This is a genomic window from Gilliamella apicola, assembly GCF_003202655.1.
In the GTDB taxonomy this organism is placed as follows: domain Bacteria; phylum Pseudomonadota; class Gammaproteobacteria; order Enterobacterales; family Orbaceae; genus Gilliamella; species Gilliamella apicola_R.
Genome location: NZ_QGLR01000010.1, coordinates 30,063 through 55,593 on the forward strand (window position 1 = coordinate 30,063; position 25,531 = coordinate 55,593).

Sequence of the window (25,531 nt, forward strand, 5' to 3'; positions counted from 1 at the left end):
AACAAATAAAATTTAATCCAATAAAAGAAAGAAAACGATATGAATACACCAGTAAGAAAAAAGCTTGGTATACTTCCCCTCACTTTACTGGTGGTAGGAAGTATTGTTGGTAGTGGCATTTTTAGTCTGCCACAAAATATGGCCGAAGGATCAGGTGCTGGGGCAATTTTAATTGCGTGGGTGATAACCTTATTCGGCATGTTCTTGCTTACCCGAATCTTTCAATATCTTTCAATCCGATTTTACAAAATCAATGAAGGGTTATATGGTTATGTGCGTGAAGGATTCGGTGATTATATCGGTTTTAATGCGGCTTGGGGATATTGGATCTCCGCTTGGATGTCATGTACTAGCTATTTAGTCATTCTATTTAGTGCCTTAGGATCATTTGACTGTTTCGATTTCTTTGGCAATGGTACAACTATTCCAGCCGTCATTGCCGGACTTATCTTTTTATGGATTATCCACTTTTTTGTTATAAAAGGTATCTATCAAGCTTTTTTACTTAATTGTTTAGTGACATTAGCTAAAATTGTCCCTATCTGTTTATTTATTGTTTGTGTCGTGTTAGCGTTTAAAGTGGATACATTTAAGATGGACTTTTGGGGGACACCACAATTAGGGTCAATCCTTGACCAAATAAAAAATACCATGCTTTACACCGTATGGGTCTATTTAGGGATTGAAAGTGCAACCGTCTATGCCGCTCGTGCTAAAAACATAATCACTATAAGTCGAGCCACCTTTTTTGGTTTTGCCATTACCAGTCTATTATTAGTCTGTGTTTCGGTACTATCTTTAGGTATTGTCCCTCAACAGGAACTTGCCGAAATGAAAAACCCTTCAATGGCATTAGTGATCGAGCATGTAGTCGGGAGTTGGGGAGCGAAATGTATTAATATCGGTTTGATTGTTTCGGTCTGTGGTGGCTTATTATCTTGGTTAATGTTAGCGGCTGAAATGCTATTTCTAGCCGGCCAAGGTAATCAACACACCGTGCCTAGTTGTTTTGGCAAACTGAATAAAAACAGCACACCAGCCAATGCATTATGGTTAACTACCGGTTTAATTAGTGTACTGATAATTCTGGCGCATTTTTATCAATCGGGTTACAACACCCTGATTCAATTATCAACCTCAATGGTGCTTATCCCTTACCTACTATCGGCACTGTTTGTATTTAAACTAGCCATCAGACAACAAAAAAAATATCTACTGTTTATTGGTGGATTGGGTTCAATTTATGGGTTTTGGTTGATCTATGCTGGTGGTGTATCTTATTTGTTACTTTCAATGATCTTATATAGTGTTGGCTTGCTGTTCTACCTTTATGCCAGAAAGCAGCGACACCTTTCCTCTTTTAGCTATCTACATGACAAAATTTATGCCGTTACTATCGTTATACTTGCTATTATAGCGATAATTTACTTCTACATTATTCCGCAATAATGCATAAAGGTGTTATTTACAAAACAAATAAAAATCAGCTAACCATTGGCTTAATTGTTGAGAATAACGCCTATCGTCATCCCGCATACCTAATGATTAACGTTGAAAATTATCATTTTGATCGAATGAAAATGCCATCAACGATAATCAGTAATCTTTATCCGCCGTATATTTTACTAGCATTTCAGAATGTAAATATAACTGATTTAACTCAGATAATTATTTGAATTAGTCAACAAAATGATAAGACGTTATTTACGAAACAAATAGAAATCAGCTAACCACTGCCTAAATTGTTGAGAATAACGCCCATCGTCATCCCGCATACCTAATGATTGACGTTGAAAATTATCATTTTGATTGAATGAAAATGCCATCAACGATAATCAGAAATCTTTATCCGCGGTATATTTTACTAGCATTTCTGAATGTAAATATAACTGATTTAACTCACATAATTGTTTGAATTGATCAGCAAAATGATAAGACGTTATTTACGAAACAAATAAAAATCAGCTAACCACTGCCTAAATTGTTGAGAATAACGCCCATCATCATCCCGCATACATAATGATTGACATTGAAAATTATCATTTTGATTGAATGAAAACGCCATCAACGATAATGAGAAATCTTTATCCGCGGTATATTTTACTAGCATTTCTGAATGTAAATATAACTGATTTAACTCACATAATTGTTTAAATTGATCAGCAAAATGATAAGGTAATACTAAACAAAATAGTCCATTTGGTTTTAATAAACGCCTCACCACATCTATAAGCTGTTGATAATTCAAACTCTCGGTATAACGTGCCAATTGACGTTCGGTATTTCGGCATTCAACGGCTGATTGAAAATAAGGAGGATTAGAAACAATTAAATCATAACAGCTGTGGTCATCTATTCTAAATTGATTAACATCGATATTTAATGCCCGAATCGTTAGAAAATTGGCATTTAAACTATTTTGCTGACATTGAGCTACCGCTTTGGGATCAATATCGATTGCATCGATTTGACATAAACGGTTCTCTAAACGTTGTGCTAACATCAAGGCAATAACACCACAACCGGTACCAATATCCAAAACATTTTGTACATCAAAATTAATGGGTGTCCATGCCCCTAGCAAACAACTATCCGTTGTCACCTTCATTGGACTTTTATCATGGGCAACAAAAAAACGTTTAAAGGTAAATCCACCTTGTTTTAACGGTAATTGATTATTTGGCATGATTAAACTTTCTAAATAATGGCTTATTTGAGGCAATTGCATCCGCCCAGCGAGTTGGTTCTGGTAATCGATAACCTCGTAAACATTGTTTTACCCAATGTAATGCGCTAATTTGGCTAATTTTGTGTCCTGCGGAAATAAATAACGGATTACAGTTATTTTTACTTTGCAATACCCAACCTATCTGCTCTTGTTTATCGAGTAAAGGCGTTACCTTTCCAGCAAGTTTAGGTTGCACTTCATACTGCCCACATAACTTGCTTTTTGCAACGCCAATCGTTGGCATATCTAACAATAGCCCTAGATGGCTAGCGATACCTAATCGTCTTGGATGTGCAACTCCCTGCCCATCAACCAATAATAAATCGGGCTTTTGTTTTAACTGTTGCCATGCATTGAGCAAGGCAGGATATTCACGAAAAGACAAATAACCCGGAATATAAGGAAAACTAGTTTCTAATCGAGCGATATGATACTCAACCACCGCAAAATCAGGATAAGTCAACGTCACTATCGCTGCACGTGTTACCGTACCATCTTGTTCAAAACCAACATCTGTACCACCAATTAGTTTTATTGTTGGATTAAAATTATCCACCAAGCTTACCTGCTCGGCTAATTGTTGTTGTGAAAGTTTTAATTGTGCTAAATTAATAGACATTTCAATTTTGCTCAGTATTATGAGTTGCAATAAAACAATTTTACCAGAATAAGTATGCCTTATACATTAGCAAATCTTAGCCAATTAACCGAAGAGATAAAAAAAAGCCGCTTTATAGTCAACGCGGCACCTATTATTAATGCTCAACAAGCTGCTGAATTTATCGATAATATCAGTGACCCTAATGCCACTCATAACTGTTGGGCATGGAAAATCGGCCAACAATATCGTTTCAACGATGATGGCGAACCAACCAGCACCGCTGGCCGCCCTATTCTATCTGCCATTGAAGGTCAAGATTGTGATCAGGTGGTGGTGGTGGTTACCCGCTACTTTGGTGGTATCAAATTAGGTACCGGCGGATTAATCCGCGCTTATGGGGGTTCAGCTAGCCACTGCTTACAACAAGCAGAATTGATCGAGCTTATTGCCAGAATATCATTACAATTTCACTGTTATTATAATGAATGGCCAATTATTGAAAACCGTTTGAAAGATCTCAATGCAATTATTGAACAGCAAGATTTTGATGCTGAAGGTGTCAAAGCGACTATTGCTATCACACAAGACAATTTACCAACCCTTAAAAAGAGTATTAGCGATATCACCCGCGGAAGAGTGGTGATTGAAATTTAAAAATGTCAAAATAATAAAAGAAACCAAAAATCGGTAAAATGTAAAGTAACTATTTTATTGATAAAACAGTTTGTTACAATCAAGTACTACTGTTTTTACTTTTACCTTCATTTTTAATATCTATTTTTAATATCCGTTTTATTCAAACTTTTATAAAAGGTTTTTCTATATTTAAAATCAGTTAAAGAATCAGATGAATAATCAAGCAAAATTAATCGCCATTGAAGCAAATTGGAATTGTCTAATCTATTATGACAAGTTTTATAATTATGCGAAATCATCATTGCGGCAAAACAAAAATACAAAATATTAAAACTAATTTATTAATTAGTTTTAATATTTATAAATACTATAAAATGAGTTATCAATAAGTGTCGGCAATTTTTCACAAAAAAGATTTATCTGCTAGTGAAAATTTTTTATTGATTATTTCTTTGAATTTTGGTGAATTTTGAAATTTTATAATAGATCCCATCATTTTATATATCTGTAAAAGCGACATAAATATGCTGCCACAAAAATGCTGATATTTTCACAAGTTAAATAGATTTCCTGATCAAATTATAAGAACTGATTTTAAGGAAAAATGCTTCACACTTATTATTATGAATATATTTTTTCTATTATTTTTTAGCCAATTCTTTTTCAATTCGAATTAGTTCTTGTTTAAGCCCTTCTATCTCACACGAATAAAGATCATGAAAGTATGAGAAGGGACCGCCTTTAATATAATCAAATCTAGGCATTGTTAAACATGACCTATCTAACTTTTTCTTAAATAATGAAAAAGCGTTTTTAGAAGCTTGGGATTTTTTTACCAGCAATGTTGTGTTCTTTTTTACTTCATTAAAATAATATTTATAGGTATTTTGGTTATTACACTCAGTATTAAATTCTTGTTTACACCGCTGAACTGAGTTTTTATCGTAATTTGAATTGGCAAATACAATCAAATTATCAGGAAAATTCATTTGTTCACTTTCTGTTTTAACCTTTATTGCCTCAAATTTCAAATTTTTGAGGTCTATTTTATAATGCGCCCATAACCTCAACCAATCACCTAGGTCAGTAACGCCATGATTTATAATAAAAATATTAAATTTTTTATCAATATAAAAACTCAGTCCATCTGTAAAACCACTATCTCCTATTTCGAACCAACTAACAGTTAAATGATCAACGATTTGATTGTCTTTCTCCAGAAATAAAATATATCTGGAAATTTTATCATAAGCATCATAACTGGTAGGATCTGAAATAGGTTCTCCTCTTAAGTTAAGGGAAAATTCTTCTAAAAATAGGGAAAATTGCTCTGATTGATAAAGATATATTTTTTTCTCTGACACAGATTCTTCTTTTTCTATATTTTCAGGTGTATCTGAGTCAGAAGTAGAATCAGAAGATGCTAGAGGGCAGTTTTTTATAGAATTTTCAATATCTAAATCTGTATAAGCAAGCGAATAATCAAAATAACATTTTTTATTTATAGCTTTAATATTGGACATATCTTTTATTTTTGACCAGCCAAATGGTAATAATGAGTTTGAGGGTTTAGAAAATGCAGTTGGTGTGAGTACAATCAATAAACATAATCCAACAAATAATTTACTTTTAATAAATTTTATTATTGCCATGTTGAAAAATTCCTTTTATTTCATCCCAATATAAAAAGATATATTTTATTAATAAAATTCGCCGAAATCCTAATGATATGAATTTTTTTTTAATAATTAACAAATAACAAGAATAATCATTGTTGTTCATTTTTTCTTCATGATACTTATTGGGCTAGATAATGTAAATGACTAGTTTCTTAATTAATTTAACATTTATAAATACTACAAAATGAGTTATCGATAAGTGTCCGCAATTTTTCACAAAAAAGATTTACCTGTTAGTGAAAAATTTTTATTGATTAGCTCTCAGATTTTTGGCGAATTTTGAAATTTTATAATAGATCCCATCATTTTATATATCTACAAAAGCAGCATAAAAATGCTGATGTTTTCACAAGTTAAATAGATTTCCTGAACAAATTATAAGAACTGATTTTAAATAAAAAAAGCTTCACACTTATTATTATGAATATATTTTTTCTTTTATTTTTTAGCCAATTCTTTTTCAATTCGAATTAGTTCTTGTTTAAGCCCTTCTATCTCACACGAATAAAGATCATTAAAGTATGGGAAAGGATCGCCTTTAATATAATCAAATCTAGGCATTGTTAAACATGACCTATCTAACTTTTTCTTAAATAATGAAAAAGCGTTTTTAGGAGCTTGGGATTTTTTGACCAGCAACGCGGTGTTCTTTTTTATTTCATTTAAATAATAGGTATAAATATTTCCGTCATGACACTCATTATTAAATTCTTCTTTTAAACACTGTTGAACAGAATTTTTATCGTAATCAGCATTGGCAAATACAACCAAATTATCAGGAAAGTTTATTTGTTCCCCACTTGTTTTAACTGTTATTGCCTCAAATTTCAATTTTTGGGGGTCTATTTTATAATGTGCCCATAAACTCAACCAATAACCTTCCTCGGTAACGCCATGATTTATTAACCAAATGTTAAATTGTTTATCAATAAAATAACTCAGTTCATCGGTAAAGCCAAAATCATGAGTATGGTGCCAACGAATTGTTAACTCATCAACAATTTGCCCTTCTTTTTCAAGAAATAAAATAGTTGTAGGGCTATTAAAATATGGATCAATATCTGGGTCTGTTATAGGTTTTTCCTTTAAAAAAAGAGAAAAATTATCTGATTGATAAAGGTATTTTCTTTCAACTTGTGAATAGTCTTCTTGTATTTCTTTAGGTTCTGCAATATCAGATGAAGATTCAAAAGGACAGTTTTTTTCAAAATATCTTTTTTCTCGTTTTGTATGATCAGCAAAAAAATCATATTCACAATATTTATTTATTGCTTTAATATTAGACATATCTTTTATTTTTGACCATCCATATGGTAATGAATAGCTTACTGACTTAGAAAACGCAGTTGGCATGAGTACAATCAATAAATATAATCCAACAAATAATTTACTTTTAATAAATTTTATTATTGCCATTTTAAAAAATTCCATATATTTCATAACACTATAAAAAGATATATTTTATTGATAAAATATGCCGAAATACTAATGATATGAATTTTTTTTAATAATTAACAAATAACAAGAATAATCATTGTTGTTCATTTTTTCTTCATGATACTTATATTGTAAATTATAATACCAAAATATTGTAATAATATTCGGTTGCAAATAGTTTGTTTTTTGTTAACGCTATACAAGAAATAGAGTGGTGAAAAGATCAGAAGAGAGGACTAATTCACGGAACTTACCTCTATATCATGCTTGGCTTGGAAAAGTTTTGCTTCAGTTAACATCTCCAAGTTATTACAAAACATATTGGTTATTTAGAAGAAGAACAATTAGTAATTTATTTAATGATTTTATAAAAATTTCAAAACTCAAGATTATAGCGATGGTAATCTATTTCGCTTGAATAGTTTAGATTACCATTTAATCACTATGTGAATTGGTTTAATTATAATGGATTGTAATTGATTACCTAAATGCTATAAGATCTTTATATTGTTGATCGACAGCATGCATTAACGATAAAATTTCCTCGTCACCATTAATAAAAATATAAAAATTATCCAAACGAGGATAATATTGTTTAAAAAACTTCCCTTTTGGCGTACGAGCAGGGCAAAAGTTAAAACCCAATGCTTGAGAACTACAGCCCATACACATAAAATCATCCCAATAAAAAATACCATCCATTTCGGGCGATTTTATATAAATACCTTCCTGAAAAAAAGCACAATAACACTCTACCGGCCACTGCACTTTTTTATAGATTTTCTTAATTAAGCGGATCTCAAGATAGATATAGAGATAAAACTGTATAAAATAAATTATAATCCCAGCTTCAATCAGAGGAATAATTCCAAGAAATCCTTTAGCAAAATTGGTTGCAGCTATCGGGATAGCATACAGAAAAATCATCACCACAAAGACAAAAATCAAGCCAATAAATAGCATGAATAATTTTCTCGGAAAATAGAGACGATGAATAATACGAGGAATTTTTGCAAAAAGCGCAGCTTGAGATCCAAATGTAATAGTACGTTCAAATAAAAAATGAGCCTTATTAGGATTAAATGCATAATAAGGCTCTTTAATTCTTTGTTTCATTTACATTCCTAAATAGTATTTTAATTCTGTTTAGCAGTTGCATTATACAACATAATGAATTATTTTAAATTATTCATTATGCTATATGTTAGATAATGTAAATGACTTTAATAAGTGAGTTAAAATTTAAATCTTAAAAATTCCTATTCCTTTATATTTTTTATATTAATCCACTCAATAATCAATAAAGCGAATTAATGAAGCTATCAGAGTTTAATTTTGCTTAAACTCATAGACACTTCCGTCACCCCATGTTCCAATATAATAATGGTTATTGTGATAAGTTAATGCGACCGCACCAGATAAATTATTGACTAAATTTGTTACCTTTTTAGTTTTCACATCAACGCTTCTCACCATTCCGGCACCATTGTCAATAACCGCTACAACATCTGGAGCAACTAAAGCAATACCAACACCTGGGCGAGTGAATTCTGCACCTAATTCTGTTTTATCACCATTTGGGCTAACCATAGTTAAACGGCCACTGTATTGCGAAACCACTACACTATTATCAGCTAATTGAGTAACACCAACTGGAGTGGTTAATCCACGAGCAATAATACTTTTTTGTTTGGTTTTAAGATCAAGAGAAACTATTTCACCAGTTGAGCGATTGGTAATGAGTAATTGACCTTGATTAGAAAAAGCAATACCAGTAGGTGTATGATAACCATCAGATATTTTTTCTGATTTACCATTACTATTAATTTTTAAAATATAATCATCACTATATGATGAAACATATACATTATCTTCTGCATCAATAACGATGCCAGCTGGTGAAGATATCCCTGAATAAAAAGTCTCTTTGTCACCATTAGGTTTGACTTTGGTGATTGAATTACCCGACCAATTGGTTACATACATTACTCCCTTACTATCAAAGGCTATACCGGTTGGTGCACTAAAACTCGAGGAAATCTTGGTTAAATCTGCCATACAAAATGCTCCATAAAAACAGCAAAATATAAATATCGATAGACGAAATAGACTTTTTTTCATTTTTAATTCTCCTTACTTATAAATAATTAACTTTACTCAATATCTTTCTTTGTGTTTAACAAGTTGAATACCAATTAAAGTTAGGATTAGATTAACTACTGTAAAAAAAACACAAACACTTATTGCCCCACTCCAATCATTATTTTGATAAACGATACCGAGTAAATATGTGCCAATACTGCCGCCCGCCAGACAAGCGAGTAAATATAGAGAAGAAATCGCACCTCGAGAATTAATTGGCACAATTTTATTAAGCATGGCAATAACTAATGGTTGAATAGCAAAGACAAATAGAAATAGGCAAAAAATTCCTATTGCAATAACAGACAAAGATGAACTAAATCCGATCGTGACAACAGAGATACATACCGCAAGCAAGCAAATAAGCAAAAGGTATTTTTCATTAACAATTTGCGATAACTTACCGCTAATTATGCTGCCAATTACCGCACTAAGACCGGCAAAGTTAAGCCATCCTAAAACGGTTGAAGAAAGGTAAAAAGGCGCGCCCTTTAAATAGAAAGTGAGTAAAGAAGATAACCCCAAATAAACAAAAAATAATAAAAATCCAACTATTAAAAAAATAACGACTATTTTATCGAGTAATAATTTAATCGCTGCCAAATAAGTGCCAAGTACACTGGTAGTTGAATTTGGATTTACTGATTGCTTTATACCGAAAGGAACAAAGAGACAGGTTACAATTATCAAGCCGGCATAAATGGTAAATGCAACTTGCCAAGACCAAAAATCGGTCAACATCGCGACCACACTGCGGCTAAAAATAATGCCAACAATCGAAGCTGAAATCATAATTCCCATTGCTTGGGGTAATTTTTGATTCGGAGTATTTTTAGCGGTATAAGCAAACAACGCCGCGGGAACAGCTGCGGCAAAAAAGCCGATTAATGACATAATGACTAAATATAAATTAAAATTATCAATAATCACCGACAAAAATAGACAACAAACCGCCCCAATACTACCAATTAGAACTAATAATTTTGTTGAGACTTTATCTGATAGCGGACCATAAATAAAAAACGAAATAGCGTAAAAAAAGCAAGATAAACTAAACACATTTCTGGCTGCTAAAATATCAATATGATAACTTTGTGATATTTCTTGAAAGATAAGTTGGCTGATATAAACCGAGCCGACTAGTAACACGATTAATAGCGCTGATAAGATGAGAGTCGATTTGGTCTGTATAAATTCTTCTTTTGACATTGCTTCAAGAGTATTGATTGATTAATTGGCTAGGAGATTAACTAATAAAACGCTTATTTAGAAATACATATTTTGTTATACGAAAATCGTATTGCAGAAAAAACATGATAAACCAATGCAAATGATAACAATCTCATTCATAATATCCGAATAATCATTGCGGTTTATAAATTACATAGCATCTAAACCTCCGCAAAAAGCCGATTAGGGACAGTAAAAATTATGGATATCTATAGCAAAAGATTACCAACAATTAAGCAATTACAATATTTTGTTGCAGTTTGTGACGAGCTCAGTTTTACTGGTGCAGCTAAAAAACTTGGTATTAGCCAACCTCCTCTTTCAACGCAAATTAAAAATTTGGAAGAAACCCTGCAAAGCCCGCTATTTTTAAGAAATACGCATAACATTGTATTAACCAACGAAGGTGAAATATTAAAACTAAAAGCAAAACAACTATTAAATGATCTTTGTTCTATAGTTAAATCAACCAGCAATGATGAAAAGGTGCTTATAGGCACAACTAAAACTTTAAGCTTTGACTATATTCCTTATTTCAAGACGTTTTTAACGGAGTTTGCTGATGAAACTGAAATATATAAGCACAACTACACATCTAAAGAGTTGCAGCTTGAATTACATAAAGGCAATATCGATTTTGCAATTGTTTCTGACGCCAGAGATTTTACTGAAAACTCACTGCTAATCTATCAAGAACCATTAACCTTGGTTTTACCCGTTAATCATCCATGCAGCAAACAAGACAAAGTAAACCTAAATGATGTACTTGATTTACCACTATTTTGGTTTAAACAACACTCAAATCCACTTTTTTACGACCAATGTGAACAGGTTTTTAATAGCTTAAACCATCCATTACAACGTCGTACTGAACTCGCGGATAATTTATCGATGCTACTCGAAGTTGCATTAGGGAATGCAATGATGCTTTTACCACAATCTATGGCACAAGCAAAAGTCGATGGCGTGACCTATAAAAAATTGATTAGCAATCAAGATAAAAAATTAAAAATAAATATCTATCTTATATGGCGTAAAAACTTAAAAATGACGGCGATTAACCAGGCAATAATTAATTATTTCCAACAAAACTAAAATATAAAAAACAGAAGTATAAAAAACAGAAACATAAAAAATAAAAGTATAAAAAATTAAAATCAAATCGGCAAAATCGCTTTCTTCCATTTTCGGGGAATATTCAAATTAAAAGCAGGCGTGGTATAAAAGATCATCCTGCTTTTACTTAAATATCATTCATCATAAAAAATATTACTTTTCGGCATTCCTTTTAGACAATTCACCAATAATCTGTTTATATTTATCATTCCAAAGAGGATAGAAGAAATACATAAAGACTATTGTTAGAATAGCCAATGCTCCCGGATAAATATAGATAAGACTACGAATACCAAACAGTGCATTTTCACTTTGTTCAGCATTCGGTACATATCCAACAAACGCTAATACAATTCCAGGAACAAAACCAGCTATTGCTTGGGACAATTTACGGAAAAATGTATAAGATGAATAAACTAACCCTTCTGCGCGAATGCCTGTTTTCCATTCACCATATTCAACAGCATCGGATATTAAGGCCCAGTTAAGAGTATTTATGAATGAACTGCCTAAGAAAGCTAAAGAGGCAAAAGCAACAAAGGCAAAAGGAGAATCGACCACAAAGAAAGCTGTTAAATCAGCCGCAGCCCAAATTACGCATCCAATAATATATAACCAAACTTTATCAATATATTTGACTAGATTCGGGACAATAATTGTACCAATAAATACTGAACCAATTGAGAAGAATCCCATATAAGGAATGATAGACGTATCATGTAAAGTGTATTGAGCAAAAAAGATCTGAATTGCCAATTTTACATTGTAGGCCGAGAAGGTAAAAACATTAACTACACAAAGAATCAATAATGGTCTATTTTTTAGTAATGCACCATAAGATTTTTTAAGAACTGCTTTAGATAATTTTTCTTTCGGTTTGATGACGTAATGCTCTTCAACATTCTTGGCTGAAAGCATAACTAAACTGGCACCAGCAATACCAAATATAGTTACTGCGGCAAGATACCCTGTCGATTCATTATCAAATAACCATACAATAGGCATAAATGCTACGGTAGCAATAAGTAACCCTAGTGTTCCACCAGCTTGTCTAAACGAAGCTAATATGGTTCTTTCTTGGGAGTTTTTAGTCATTGCCGGTACAATCGAACCATAAGCTATATTACCAATCGAATAGACAGTACCAAAAATCATGTAACTTAGATAAGCGAGAATAATTTTCCAAGTTAATGAGAAATTTGGTATTGAAAAGGTAGCAACTAATAGTAATGCTAATGGAATGGCAGAATAAAAAATGAATGGTCTAAATTTACCTTTCGGACCAATATTCATGCGATTATCTATCCATGTACCAACAGAAATATCAGCAAAAGCATCCCATACTTTTGCCACTAGAAATACTGAACCGGCCCAAACACTCGGTAGTCCTAAATGATCGGTAAAATATTTTAGAAGATAGAGTTGCCCCATATCAAACAGAAAATTATACCCAGTATCTCCTAATCCATAAAAAATACGTTGTCTGACATTTGTTTTCACCGGTGTTAAAGATGAATCATGTCCTTGTGAAACGGCTATATCTTTTGGCATAAAAGCCTCCATAATTTGACTAATTTAAAACATTTAATCCTAATGGGAGGAATTTTCATGTTCCTCCAAGTTTTCTTTAAAAATTAACTTCTTAGTCTTGCAATTACCTCTTCGTCTTCTTTATCAACTGGATTGTTTAGCGGTTCCCATTTAATTAAGTAACATGTGCAAAAACCTATTAGCGGAACGATTGCTAAAAGATAAAATGCGGTTATGCCAAATTTGTACCAAATCAATGGCCAAAAAATTACACCTGCTATCCCCCCCATTCTTAAAACTGCATTGGTAAAACCGACTCCAGCTGCACGAATACTAGGTGGATAAGATAATGTGGCAATGGTGATGCCTAAACCTGCTGGACCTGCCGCATGAGAAAAAATCAATGTCATAAGAAACAATAAGGTGAGAAAAGTGCTTGATTGACCAATAAAACCTAAGGCTAATAGAGAGAACATGACGAAAATAAAACCTAACATGCTCTGTCGTCTTGTTCCTAAGTGAGCAATGAGTAAGGAGCCAATAATCGCGCCAGTTAACCCGGCTAACATGTTGACCGATGCTGTACCTAATAAAGTAGCCGATAAGTCGCCAGCCAGCATACTAATTAAGATAACCGGCAGATATGCGCCAACCGCGTTGTATTGCCATGATTGCATTGTGGCAATAACACAAGAAAGAATTGTTCTTTTTAAATATTTTTTTGAAAATAAAATTTTATATTGGGCTAGTTTACTGATTTTTTCTTGTTTTAAGTCATTGTTGAGATTTGCTATAGTCGCAAATTCAGATGTAATATTAATCTCAATTTGATAGCGTTTTTTTATAACTTGATATAACTCTTTGGTACGTTTAACTCTAGCAAGCCAAATTGCTGATTCACCAATCAGACGATAGCGTAAAATGATGATACTTATGGCAAAGATTGCACCGATAAAAAATGCAACTCGCCACAGTTTCATTTCACTAATTCCAAATTTGAATAAAATAAAGAGGACTAAATAGACAAATGTAGTCGTTAAAAACCAAACTACTTGCCATAGGTTTACTGAACCACCTGATTTTTTGGATTTTGTCCCTGCTAATTCAGCAACGGCACTGGTTGATAATGGAAAATCAATACCTAACCCTGTACCCATCATTAAAAAAACAAAAAGTAAAACCCAAATATTAGTGACAACAGGTAAAATTAAGGCACCAATAATCCACAAGCCTACCGATAATAAGAAAGCCCGTTTTTGGCCAATTTTATCAACGGTCGACTGAGCAACTAATCCCCCTATCATCAGACCGATGAAAAAAACGGAATTAACGGTAGCACTAAAGGTTGGTGAAACGGTAAATTCTTCTGCTATATATTTATTAGCAAAAGCCATGATCACAACTTGATATGCGTCAAGAAAAACTCCACTAAGGGCAAGAAAAAAGATAAAAAAATGTCGCTTATTATTGGGAGCATGTTCATTAATTATATCAATGACATCTTGTGTACTGTTGACATTAAAAAAGCTTTTAGATTCATCAGATTGTTTAAAATCCGCCATGATTACCTCTATAAATTTTAGGCAAAGAGATACCTGCTGTATAAATTGCATCTATACAGTTTTTAAGTTGTTTGTATTAATTAATTGAACTTTACGTCAGTAATAATTCATCATTTGAGGGATAATTAGTTTTATCCCTCATGTTATAAAATTTACTGAACGTTTTTATCCAATAACCCTGCCGCTAATGCAGGAGCTAGTCCCGGAGTTAAAGGTAATCTAGGTATCACTAAACAATGCAGTAGATGATAAATATCTTGTTTACCATCCCATACTTTATTAGATACATGATTATTGGTGTCGAGCTCTTGCCACCAAGAACCTGTTTCATAGTCCATTAAATAAGTTCTGCAGTAATCCCAGAAGCGTTGGTAATATTCTTCATATTGAGGATCCTTAGTAACATCAAAAAGTGCATAAGCGGTTCCCATAGCCTCAACAATAACCCAGCGAATCCTCTCTCTTACAACTGGTTTACCATCCCAATCAACGCTATAAACAAAACCTGGAGCACCATCAACTGACCATGCATCTCTAACACCTGCAGCAAATAGATTTTTGGCATCATCCAAGAGCCAGTCAGGTGTTGGCATTTTATTGGCTAATAAGGTGGCGCGAAGATGTAACATCAAACGTCCCCACTCAACCCAATGTCCCGGTGTTCCGCCGTATGCACGAAAATGACTTGCAGGATTTTCCTTGTTATAGTCAAGAATAGGTTTCCAATTAGAATCAAAATGTTCATTAACTCGATAATGGTTATTTCTCGCTACATCATGAATAATGACTGAAGCAATGCGAATTGCCCGATCCAGCCACTTTTTATCTTTAGTTACATCATAAACAATAAGAAAAGCTTCTACGGCGTGCATGTTTGCATTACCACCACGATAATCTTCTGTCTTTGTAAATGTTTCATCCCAAGACTCTAAACACATCTGTTCTTTTTCACTCCAGAAATATTTTTCAATGATTTCTATTGCTTCAATTAATAATGCTTTAGCTTTAGGATGACCGGTTGTTACTGCACTTGCTGCACCTAATAAAACAAAGAAATGTTGATAACCTTGTTTCGAAGGATCAATAACTTTGCCACTATTGATATCAATATTGGCATACCACCCACCATTTACCTTATCTTTTAATGGCCCATTTAATGCATTAATACCATGTTCAACTAATTCATAAGCGCCTGGTCGTCCCATCAAGGCGGCTACTGAATACACATGAATCATGCGTGCGGTGATCCAAAGTTGAGTTCCCATCTCTTGTCGAACATTACCATTATTGCCGATCCAGCCGAAACCGGTTGGTACAACGGCTTTTCGACCAAATTCAAAAATACGGTCAGTTTCATTTTCCAACCAACGATTGTGTGCTTTTGTATTAATCCAACTCATCATTCTGATTTACCTCTAATTAAATTTTTATCCAATCACGTTATAACTATTTACTCATTGATTTTAATTCTTCAAAAATTGATTCAAGACTATCAATACTTTCAATTTGAACTGCAGCCATAAATGCACCTTCAATCAATGGGCAATTAACGATATAAACTTTTTGTTTAATATCTTCATCAAGCATATCCACTGCTGTTTCTGAACTCATTACGGCACTGCCCATATCAGTGAAAACAAGAATGGCTTCATCCGATTGGCGTTTTTGAATAATTTCATATATTGCAATTGGATCTGTGCCTAAATTGCCATCAGATGTTCCACCGAGAGAAAAAGTAGTTACGTTTTCTTGATTCAATGCCATTTCATCAATCATCTCTTTCAAACCGTCGGTTATCTTCTTACTGTGAGATACGAGAATGAAACTTATCACTATTAATTTCCTTTTTTATAAAATATTTCTTAGCATCGCTGTGAACAAAAAACCGCTTGAAACCGAACCTGGGTCTAGATGATCAATTGAACGTTGTGCCAAATAAGAAGCTCGCCCCTTGGTTGCCATCATTGGTTTTGTTGACTCAACAGCGCTATCTATTACTTGTTGTGTTAACTGATTTGCTAACAAACTTTTACTAACCGGCGCCCACACATCAACCATAGTTTTTTCACCACAAGTAGCCTTTCCTCGTTTAATGATGCCATTAAGTCCTGCTTGAATAATGGTTGGTAACTCATTGGTTTCTTTAGCGGCTTTTGCCATTTCCATAAAAGCCGAACCATATAGTGGGCCTGAAGCTCCGCCAATATTCCCCATAAGTGCCATCGCAGTAATCCTAAAAACATCAGAAATTGTATTAGGTGGCGTTTTAGCAAATTCCGTTTGCATGGCAATAACACCTCGATTCATATTGTTTCCATGATCACCATCACCAATTGGTGTATCAAGTTCACTTAGATAAGCCTTATTTTTTTGAATTACATCAGCAAAATCATTTAGCCAATTTAAAACGTTTTTTGTATCAAGCATGATTTTTCCTTTTTACCAAGCTAATGTCGTTACAGAATAGTTAAGCTTTTCGAGCCAATCGTTATCTACTATCTTCATCAGTGTTAATGACACTCCAGCCATATCAATTGCTGTCATATAGTTACCAACTTTGGTAAAGACTACATTGAGGTTTTCTGTCTCTAATTGACGCAACACGTCATTAGCAAATACGTATTGTTCCATTAATGGCGTAGCGCCTAGCCCATTAATCAAAACGGCATATTGTTCATTTTTTTGAAATGGAAATGCGGCTTTCAATTTACTAATTAGTTCTTGTGCTAAAAATTTGGATGATTGTAATTTTTCTCGCCTATATCCCGGTTCACCATGAATGCCAACACCATATTCAATTTCATCTTCAGCAAGAACAAACCCTGGTTTACCTACTTCCGGAACGGTAGCGCCAGAAAATGCCACGCCAATTGTTTTAATATTTGGAATAATTTTTGCTGAAAGTTGTTTGATTTCAGCTAAACTAGCACCTTGTTCACTAGCGGCCCCCAAAATCTTATGAACTAAAATCGTTCCAGCAACACCACGTTTACCTTGAGTATAAGTACTATTTTCAACAGCAATATCATCATCAACGATACAGCTATCAACTTTGATACCCTCCATTTCAGCCATATCTTTAGCCATTTCAAAATTCATAATGTCACCGGAGTAATTCTTAATTACTAGAAATACGCCTTGACCAGAATCCGCGGCTTTAATAGCGTTAAAAATTTGATCTGGTGTTGGTGAGGTAAATACTTGACCACAGACAGCAGCAGTTAACATACCTTGACCGACAAAACCCGCATGAGCTGGTTCATGACCACTGCCACCTCCACTGATAATTGCTACTTTATTGATGGCTAAATTTTTTCTAATGACTATTTGTGAATCAGCAACTCTTGCCAATAACGTAGGACTACTAGCGATTAAACCGTCAATCATTTGATTAACAATATCAGATGGGTTATTAATCAATTTTTTCATTGTGTTAGCTCCTATTAGGCAAATTTGCCGGTAGTTTTGTAATTTTTGCCAATACTATCGGCTAGCAAAATTGCCGCTTTTACTCCCTCAACTGTTACAGGGAATGGCATGGAGTGAATAGATTCTTCAGGAATAATCGTTTTTTCAGCCACTGCTGTGAGTTGTTGGTCTGAAATGGTTTTTACACCAATATCTTCAAGACAAATTGGCAGATTCACTGATAAACAAAAATCTAAAACTTCTTTAAGTTCTTCTTCTGGTGAATTTTCTAATATAAGTTGTACTAAAGTACCGAAGGCAACCTTTTCGCCATGATAATAATGATGTGTCTCTTCAAGAATGGTTAATCCATCATGAATAGCATGCGCGCCAGCTAAACCACCGCTTTCGAAACCAAGTCCTGAAAGCAAGATATTCGCCTCTATAACATTTTCCAATGCTGGTGTGACTACTTTATCGATACAAGAAGCCTTAGCTTTTTTACCGTCTTTTAATAAAGTCTGATAACATAATGTTGCAAGTGCATAAGCTGCTAACGTTGGCTTTGCTCCTTCGCACAATTGTTCCCTTACTCCACATGGTAATCCGGCATTAATATTGGCATAAGATTTTTGATTTGCTCTCGCTTCAAAATAGGTTGAAAGAGCATCCCCCATTCCAGCGACTAAAAACCGAACAGGTGCTTGAGCGATGATGTTAGTGTCAATAAGTACAACACTTGGACTTTGTTTGAAATAGGCATAATCATCAAACGCACCATCTGGGGTATATAAAACTGCCGAATGGCTTGTTGGAGCATCAGTGGCTGCTATCGTTGGTACAATAATAACCGCATCACCTTCTGCCACACATTTAGCTGTATCAATAGCTTTCCCGCCACCTAAACCTATCGTGCAATCACACTGTTCAGTTATTGCTAATTTTTTCAGACGCTCTACTTCGATACGTGAACATTCACCATTAAAGTCGGCGGTAATAAATACGCAATTATATTTTTCTGCCGTATAATCAAGTTGCTTACGAACTCGTTCAATATCTGATTGATTACCAATTAATAAAGCTTTTTTTCCAAAACTTGCGACAAAATACCCTAAATTTAATAATTCATTTTCTCCTTGAACATATTTAGACGGCGATATAAATGCTTTTCTCATAATTTTCCTCACACAACGAACCATATCAAACAAATAAGATCATAAAACAACTATATTAATGACAAAAACGAAAATAAACGCAACATAATTGTGCCAATTTTGTGATTTAGCGCAAACTTTTAATCAAAAAAGAATAGTTTTAGTGGTTGAAATTGTTTTTGAAAGGAAAAAAATGATGTAAAAAAAAGAAAATTGAACAATAATAAACAATAAAGAAAAAATAACTTAAAATTTAGTCATATCAAAGGATGAGTTTACTAATCTCTCTATTAACTCATAGTAAGAACGAATGAAATTATATCGAAAAAACGATATTGTTATTGATTAAAAATAAAAATCGCTATTTTTTAGCGATTCTTAATTCAACTTTATTTTCTTTTAGGATATTAATGATATTGGCGGGTGGTTTGCTGTCAGTGATAAAGGTTGAAACTTGCTTCAAGTTACCGATTTCAATTGCCGCTGATGCATGAAATTTTGTATGATCACCAATTAAAATAAAATTTCGAGAATGTTCAATCATCGCTTTAACGACGGCAACTTCATTTATATCAAAATCTAATAAAACACCATCGGGGTCAATAGCTCCTAAACTGGTGATAAGATAATCGGCACGAAATCCACTCACCAATGAAAGTGCACTTGGCCCCACAATGCCACCATTATGCGAACGTAAAATACCACCTAGCGTTATTACTTCGAATCCTTTATTTTGATATAGAATATTAGCAACTCTTATGCTATTGGTGATTATCCGCAAGTTATTTTTATTTTTTAAAGCCTTCGCAACAAACTCAACGGTAGTACCTATTGTAATAAATAACGTAGCACCATCAGGGATAAAATTGGCAACTTCATTGGCAATAGTGGTTTTCTCTTCGATATAGGCTGTTTCGCGTTTAGAAAATTCTGTATTCATAATACTTGAAATTCTTCCTGCTCCACCATGATGTCGAGAAATTAAACCAGCATCATTTAATTGACGAATATCTCGTCGGATGGTTTGTGGTGTAACATTTAGAATTTTGGCTAATTCTTCATTACTGATATATCCATTTGACATAACAAGAGATATCAATTTATCATGCCTTGGATTTCCAGTTAACTCTACATATTCCACCACAAATTACTCCTCATCTTATATTTATTTTTGACGTTCAGTTAAAAATTCATTTACTTGTTTTATTGATGGTATTCCAGCGCGGCCACCAGCTTTAGTACATTTTAATGCTGCAACAGCACATGCAAATTCTACTACTTTATTAATGGAATATCCATTAGCTAGCGCAAAAGCAAATGCACCATGGAAAACATCTCCCGCGCCAGTAGTATCTACCACGTCAACTTTAAATCCTTTATGCCAATACTGATTTGCTTCTTCTAACCATAAACAACCTTTATCCCCCAAAGTGACATATACTTGCCCTTTTGTAGATTTTTGTGCTTGTTTTAAGGCTACTGCTACTTCGTCCTGAGCCGTCATTTTTAATAATCCGGGTTCAGAAAAAGCAGCATGACTAGATAAACTAACTAACGGTTTAATATCTTGTGGGGTAACGTCAGCATCTAAAACGGTAGGAATATTTAACTGTTTTGCTTTTTTAAAACAATATTCGGTACCTTCTGGCCAACGAACATCAGCTAAAATGACATCGTAACTTGAAAAATCAATATCATCTAACCACTTTGTATCGCTTAATAAATCAGGACTTGGATAATTAATAATCAGACGCTCGCCGTGTTTATCAACCAAAATAGCTGATTGTGATGACCTTGCATTAGCATATACTTTTATCAAAGAGGTATTGACACCATAATTTGCTAGCTCTGACAATATGACTTGACCTGCGCCATCATCGCCAACTCGACCTATAAAATCAACTTTAGCACCCAGCTTAGCAATGGCAACCGCTGCTGTTGCAGCGGGTCCTCCACCTATTTCTTTATAATCATTTGCTACAAATTTACCATTAACTTTTGGGATATCATTAACATAATAAATTCGATCTTGTACTGCTATACCCACGCATGCAATTTTAATCATAAAACACTCCTTTTGTTCGTTTATATTCTTAAATATTCGTTTAATTTTAATTTAAATAATTTTTTAAAAAAGTGATCAAAATCACTTTACTAAATAAAAATTACAAATATGATAATAAAGGAATTAAAACGAACATAAAAGAGGTTTAAAATGGCAAATATTGGTTTCATTGGTCTTGGTCAAATGGGCAGTCCTATGGCTAAAAACCTAATTAAAAAAGGGCATCAAGTTGTAGTATATGATATTAATAAACAAGCAGTTAACGAATTAACTTCAGTAGGAGCTATTGCGGCAGACTCACCAGCCAAGGCAGCGAAAAATAATGAATTTATTATCACCATGCTGCCTAATGGTAAATTAGTCGAACAAGTTATTTTTGCTGAAAACGGAATAAAAGAAACCATAAGTAGTAATGCACTACTTATAGATATGTCAACAATCCATCCATTAGAAAGTGATTCAATTCGCAATCGACTTGCCGCAATAAATATAGAATTTATGGATGTTCCTGTCGGGCGAACATCCACCAATGCTATTGATGGAACATTACTGATTTTAGCTGGTGGTAGCCAAAGTCAAATCGATAGAGCTTCGGAAATATTACTTTGTATGGGATCTGAAATTATCAATACCGGAGGCCCAGGCAGAGGAATAAGAGTAAAACTTATCAATAATTTCATGAGTATTGCATTAAACGCATTATCCGCTGAAGCTGCCACACTTTGTGATGCATTAGAGTTACCATTTGATGTTGCGATGCAAGTGATGAGTGGCACGCCGGCCAGTAAAGGACATTTCACTACAACTTGGCCAAACAAAGTTTTAAAAGGTGATTTAACACCAGCATTCATGATTGATCTTGCTCATAAAGATTTGGGTATAGCGCTTGATGTAGCTAACCAACTCCATGTGCCATTACCTATGGGAGCTGCATCACGTGAAGTTTATAGTCAAGCAAGAGCGATGGGACGAGGCAAACAAGACTGGACAGCAATTCTTGAACATTGTCGTTTTTGTTCAGGTTTGAAAAAATAATAAATTATAGGAGAAAAAAATGACTAAATATACAGTAAAAGATATCGCCAGAAATTCAGGCGGGTTTGCGATGTTGGCGGTAGATCAACGAGAAGCAATGCGACTAATGTTTGCCGCGGCAGGCATGTCTACCCCTATAAAAGATGAGGTATTAACTGATTTTAAAGTTAATGCAGCAAAAATTTTAACACCTTATGCTTCAGGTGTATTGGTAGATCAACAATTTTGTTACGACGAAATTATCAAACAAAAAGCGGTTGATAAAAATTGTGCACTAATTGTTGCCGCAGATGATTTTATTCCCGGTAATGGTATCCCCGTTGATAAGGTGCGTATTGATAAAAATGTCAATGCAGCTCAAGTAAAAAAAGATGGAGCTAAAGCACTGAAATTATTGGTACTTTGGCGACAAGATGAAGATCCTAACGAAAGATTAGACATGGTTAAAGAATTTAACAAAATCTGCCATGATGCCGGCCTAGTTAGTATTATTGAACCTGTAGTCCGTCCACCAAGAACAGGTGACAAATTTGACCGTGAAAAAGCAATTATCGATGCTGCAAAAGAGTTGGGGGATTCTGGCGCGGATTTGTATAAAGTTGAAATGCCACTTTTTGGTAAAGGTCAATCTAATGATTTACTCAAAGCATCGCAAAAACTAAATGAACATATCAATATGCCATGGGTAATTTTATCTTCTGGGGTTGATGCAAATTTATTTGCCAGATCTGTGCGTATTGCGATGCGTGCAGGTGCATCAGGTTTTCTTGCCGGACGAGCAGTATGGGCATCTGTTATTGGATTACCTGATACAGAATTAATGCTTAAAGATATTTCTGCACCAAGATTACAACATTTAGGCACAATTGTTGATGAGATGATGTCTTCTCGGTAAATCTAATACATCAATATGTATAAAGTAATTGCATGACAATAAGTCATGCATAAACCTCATTTAGATGTATTTAAAGATAAGTCTAATGATAATAAGGAATTGATCATATGGTTTATTAGCTTTGTTAGAAAGCGATTAACCGTATTATTTAAGTTATAGAGGATGGCACCATGAAAATAAGCCTTATCAATAATGGATTTGAAATAACCCAAAACGAAAAACAATTATTGGTACACACAACTGAAAACCCTGCAATATTTGTCGGAGTTGGCCAAGAAAAAATGGAAATTTATCGTGGCAATTTTGATATTCACGATTATATAGAAGAGCGTATTCCACTTCGTTTCGCGAAAATTACTGACAATATTGTTGAATTTTCATGTGGAAAGGATAGTCCCGTACAAATAACAATGAAAATAACACATCAAAATAATTTAGACGCCTTATTATCATTTGAAAGTCAAAACCAGCATTTAAATCGTTTTTGGATCCGACTATCCGCCACACAAAATGAGAGAGTATGGGGATGTGGTGAACAGATGTCATATTTGAATATGCGCGGACGCCATTTTCCACTCTGGACATCAGAGCCTGGTGTCGGGCGTGATAAAACCACTGAAATAACCTTCCTCTCAGATAAATATAATAAAGCAGGAGGCGACTATTATCATACCAATTACCCACAACCGACTTTTATTTCATCCAATCATTATGCATGTCATATCAATACCACCGCTTATGCTGATTTTGATTTTAGGAATAATGATTTTCATGAATTACAAATTTGGGAAATTCCACAATCAATTGAACTTTATAGTGCCCCAACCTACTTAGATATTGTCGAAAAATTGAGTTTACGCTTTGGTCGACAACCCAAATTACCAGAATGGGTTTATAACGGAATTATTTTAGGTTTAAAAGGCGGCGAAGAAAATACTTTTTCCAGAATGGAAAATGCGATCAAAAAAGGCGTACCGGTTGCAGCTGTATGGAGTGAAGATTGGGTTGGTTTACGTATTACTTCGTTTGGTAAACGGTTATTTTGGGATTGGAAATGGAGTCGAAAACGTTATCCTAATTTAGAGCAAAAAATAAAAGAGTTAAAACAAAGAAATATTCGTTTTATGAGTTATCTCAATCCCTATTTATGTAATGATGGTGAATTATTTCCAATCGCCAAACAAAAAGGATATTTTGCATTAAATAAAGATGGTGATGTTGCTTTAGTTGATTTTGGTGAATTCTATTGTGGTGTGGTTGATTTTACCAATCCTAAAGCATGTGAATGGTATAAAGAAGAAATAATCAAAAAGAACTGCTTAGATCTCGATATTTCCGGATGGATGGCCGATTTTGGTGAATATCTACCGACGGACAATATCTATCTGGCAAATGGCGTTGAGGCCAAGCTAATGCATAATGCGTGGCCAACATTATGGGCAAAGGTCAATGCAGAAGCTATCGCTGAAGCGGGTAAAACCGATGATGTAACCTTTTTTATGCGAGCTGGTTATACCGGTGTGCAAAAATATTGTCCATTACTATGGGCTGGAGACCAATCTGTCGATTTTTCACGCCATGATGGATTAAATACGGTGATTTGTGCAGCACTATCCTCGGGATTAATGGGTAATGCTTATCATCATAGTGATATAGGTGGTTATACAAGTTTATTTAACAATCGTCGTAGCAAAGAACTTTTTGAACGTTGGGCTGAAATGGCCGCATTCACACCTGTTATGCGAACTCACGAATGTAATAGACCTGATGAAAATTTCCAATTCGATCATGATCCTTCAACAATTGCCCATTTGGCAAAAATGACCAACATATATCGTCATTTAGTACCCTATGTTAAAGCATTAGCTGATGAAGCTAGCGAAAAAGGTTATCCGTTACAGCGTCCTTTGTTTGTCCATTTTGAGCAGGATATCAATACTTATGATATTCAAGATCAATATATGTACGGCAAGGATCTACTTGTTGCTCCCGTTCATCAGCAAGGTGTAACAGAGTGGAAAGTTTATTTACCTGCCGATGAAACATGGATTAATGTTTGGAGCAAACAACAGGTACAAGGCGGTCAATTTATCACGGTCGCTGCTCCTATCGGTCAACCGCCGGTATTTTATCGCAAAACCAGCAAATGGAGTGACCTATTTGCAGAAATTGCTGCTATCAAATAGTCAAAAACGCTATAGATAGTGATAACAAAGAGCGATAGTTAAAACTTATTCGCTCTTCAAACTAAAATTCATAGTCAAAATTGTCAATTACTTAAAGATTAAATTAATTAACATCAGCGAACTAAGA

At 34.1% G+C, this 25,531-nt stretch carries 23 protein-coding genes; 6 read left to right on the forward strand and 17 right to left on the reverse strand.

Annotated features, from left to right (window positions below; translation table 11 throughout):
* Positions 1 to 39: 39 nt before the first annotated feature.
* Positions 40 to 1,449 (forward strand): basic amino acid/polyamine antiporter, encoded by a 1,410-nt coding sequence (locus tag DKK70_RS08325; protein WP_110433584.1) that lies wholly within the window; start codon positions 40 to 42, stop codon positions 1,447 to 1,449.
* A gap of 251 nt (positions 1,450 to 1,700) precedes the next feature.
* Here DKK70_RS08325 and DKK70_RS17180 read toward each other — a convergent pair whose 3' ends face one another.
* The 3 genes from DKK70_RS17180 to nfi all read right to left on the reverse strand — a co-directional run bounded on the left by DKK70_RS17180 (position 1,701) and on the right by nfi (position 3,347).
* Positions 1,701 to 1,826 carry a hypothetical protein gene (locus tag DKK70_RS17180; RefSeq protein WP_258363918.1) on the reverse strand — a complete coding sequence of 42 codons (126 nt, stop codon included), beginning with the start codon at positions 1,824 to 1,826 and terminating at the stop codon, positions 1,701 to 1,703.
* Positions 1,827 to 1,939: 113 nt separating this feature from the next.
* Positions 1,940 to 2,728: a tRNA1(Val) (adenine(37)-N6)-methyltransferase gene (locus tag DKK70_RS08335; RefSeq protein ID WP_110433586.1), complete on the reverse strand. Its 789-nt coding sequence runs from the start codon at positions 2,726 to 2,728 to the stop codon at positions 1,940 to 1,942.
* Positions 2,676 to 3,347, reverse strand: coding sequence for a deoxyribonuclease V (nfi, locus tag DKK70_RS08340; protein WP_110433587.1), 672 nt, complete (start codon positions 3,345 to 3,347; stop codon positions 2,676 to 2,678). Before nfi ends, DKK70_RS08335 begins: the two co-directional genes overlap by 53 nt.
* 54 nt (positions 3,348 to 3,401) lie before the next feature.
* On the opposite strand from nfi, the gene DKK70_RS08345 reads away from it, so the two are divergent.
* Positions 3,402 to 3,983 carry an IMPACT family protein gene (locus DKK70_RS08345; RefSeq protein WP_110433588.1) on the forward strand — a complete coding sequence of 194 codons (582 nt, stop codon included), beginning with the start codon at positions 3,402 to 3,404 and terminating at the stop codon, positions 3,981 to 3,983.
* Between the two features lie 623 nt (positions 3,984 to 4,606).
* On the opposite strand, the gene DKK70_RS08350 is transcribed toward DKK70_RS08345, so the two are convergent.
* The 5 genes from DKK70_RS08350 to DKK70_RS08370 all read right to left on the reverse strand — a co-directional run bounded on the left by DKK70_RS08350 (position 4,607) and on the right by DKK70_RS08370 (position 10,432).
* Complete coding sequence (locus tag DKK70_RS08350) at positions 4,607 to 5,617, reverse strand: hypothetical protein (protein ID WP_110433589.1); 1,011 nt, start codon at positions 5,615 to 5,617, stop codon at positions 4,607 to 4,609.
* 465 nt (positions 5,618 to 6,082) lie between these two features.
* Entirely contained in the window at positions 6,083 to 7,060 is a 978-nt protein-coding gene (locus DKK70_RS08355) for a hypothetical protein (RefSeq protein ID WP_110433590.1), read from the reverse strand.
* A gap of 501 nt (positions 7,061 to 7,561) precedes the next feature.
* Complete coding sequence (locus DKK70_RS08360) at positions 7,562 to 8,197, reverse strand: hypothetical protein (RefSeq protein WP_110433591.1); 636 nt, start codon at positions 8,195 to 8,197, stop codon at positions 7,562 to 7,564.
* 213 nt (positions 8,198 to 8,410) lie between these two features.
* Complete coding sequence (locus DKK70_RS08365) at positions 8,411 to 9,202, reverse strand: Vgb family protein (RefSeq protein WP_146210855.1); 792 nt, start codon at positions 9,200 to 9,202, stop codon at positions 8,411 to 8,413.
* 36 nt (positions 9,203 to 9,238) lie between these two features.
* A complete protein-coding gene (locus tag DKK70_RS08370) occupies positions 9,239 to 10,432 on the reverse strand; it encodes an MFS transporter (RefSeq protein WP_110433593.1) in 1,194 nt (397 codons plus the stop codon).
* A gap of 222 nt (positions 10,433 to 10,654) precedes the next feature.
* Here DKK70_RS08370 and DKK70_RS08375 point away from each other — a divergent pair, with 222 nt between their 5' ends.
* The gene (locus DKK70_RS08375; RefSeq protein WP_110433594.1) at positions 10,655 to 11,548 is read left to right on the forward strand and encodes a LysR family transcriptional regulator; all 894 of its coding nucleotides are present in this window, start codon (positions 10,655 to 10,657) and stop codon (positions 11,546 to 11,548) included.
* Between the two features lie 174 nt (positions 11,549 to 11,722).
* Here DKK70_RS08375 and DKK70_RS08380 read toward each other — a convergent pair whose 3' ends face one another.
* The 9 genes from DKK70_RS08380 to DKK70_RS08420 all read right to left on the reverse strand — a co-directional run bounded on the left by DKK70_RS08380 (position 11,723) and on the right by DKK70_RS08420 (position 21,288).
* A complete protein-coding gene (locus tag DKK70_RS08380) occupies positions 11,723 to 13,120 on the reverse strand; it encodes a glycoside-pentoside-hexuronide (GPH):cation symporter (protein WP_110433595.1) in 1,398 nt (465 codons plus the stop codon).
* 83 nt (positions 13,121 to 13,203) lie between these two features.
* Positions 13,204 to 14,661, reverse strand: a complete 1,458-nt coding sequence (locus DKK70_RS08385; protein WP_110433596.1) for an MFS transporter — start codon at positions 14,659 to 14,661, stop codon at positions 13,204 to 13,206.
* 152 nt (positions 14,662 to 14,813) lie between these two features.
* Entirely contained in the window at positions 14,814 to 16,061 is a 1,248-nt protein-coding gene (locus tag DKK70_RS08390; protein WP_110433740.1) for an AGE family epimerase/isomerase, read from the reverse strand.
* 46 nt (positions 16,062 to 16,107) lie between these two features.
* Positions 16,108 to 16,494, reverse strand: coding sequence for a dihydroxyacetone kinase phosphoryl donor subunit DhaM (gene dhaM / locus DKK70_RS08395; RefSeq protein ID WP_110433597.1), 387 nt, complete (start codon positions 16,492 to 16,494; stop codon positions 16,108 to 16,110).
* A 15-nt stretch (positions 16,495 to 16,509) separates the two neighbouring features.
* Positions 16,510 to 17,088: a dihydroxyacetone kinase subunit DhaL gene (dhaL, locus tag DKK70_RS08400; RefSeq protein WP_110433598.1), complete on the reverse strand. Its 579-nt coding sequence runs from the start codon at positions 17,086 to 17,088 to the stop codon at positions 16,510 to 16,512.
* Between the two features lie 12 nt (positions 17,089 to 17,100).
* Entirely contained in the window at positions 17,101 to 18,090 is a 990-nt protein-coding gene (dhaK, locus tag DKK70_RS08405; RefSeq protein WP_110433599.1) for a dihydroxyacetone kinase subunit DhaK, read from the reverse strand.
* A gap of 14 nt (positions 18,091 to 18,104) precedes the next feature.
* Positions 18,105 to 19,244 (reverse strand): glycerol dehydrogenase, encoded by a 1,140-nt coding sequence (locus DKK70_RS08410; protein WP_110433600.1) that lies wholly within the window; start codon positions 19,242 to 19,244, stop codon positions 18,105 to 18,107.
* A 340-nt stretch (positions 19,245 to 19,584) separates the two neighbouring features.
* Positions 19,585 to 20,364 (reverse strand): DeoR/GlpR family DNA-binding transcription regulator, encoded by a 780-nt coding sequence (locus DKK70_RS08415; RefSeq protein ID WP_086358135.1) that lies wholly within the window; start codon positions 20,362 to 20,364, stop codon positions 19,585 to 19,587.
* Positions 20,365 to 20,388: 24 nt separating this feature from the next.
* Entirely contained in the window at positions 20,389 to 21,288 is a 900-nt protein-coding gene (locus tag DKK70_RS08420; protein ID WP_110433601.1) for a sugar kinase, read from the reverse strand.
* A gap of 150 nt (positions 21,289 to 21,438) precedes the next feature.
* Here DKK70_RS08420 and yihU point away from each other — a divergent pair, with 150 nt between their 5' ends.
* The 3 genes from yihU to DKK70_RS08435 all read left to right on the forward strand — a co-directional run bounded on the left by yihU (position 21,439) and on the right by DKK70_RS08435 (position 25,404).
* Positions 21,439 to 22,323: a sulfolactaldehyde 3-reductase gene (gene yihU, locus DKK70_RS08425; protein WP_110433602.1), complete on the forward strand. Its 885-nt coding sequence runs from the start codon at positions 21,439 to 21,441 to the stop codon at positions 22,321 to 22,323.
* A 19-nt stretch (positions 22,324 to 22,342) separates the two neighbouring features.
* On the forward strand, positions 22,343 to 23,218 hold the full coding sequence (locus DKK70_RS08430; RefSeq protein ID WP_086357967.1) for an aldolase: 876 nt from the start codon (positions 22,343 to 22,345) through the stop codon (positions 23,216 to 23,218).
* Between the two features lie 170 nt (positions 23,219 to 23,388).
* Positions 23,389 to 25,404 (forward strand): alpha-glucosidase, encoded by a 2,016-nt coding sequence (locus DKK70_RS08435; protein WP_110433603.1) that lies wholly within the window; start codon positions 23,389 to 23,391, stop codon positions 25,402 to 25,404.
* Positions 25,405 to 25,531: the final 127 nt, after the last annotated feature.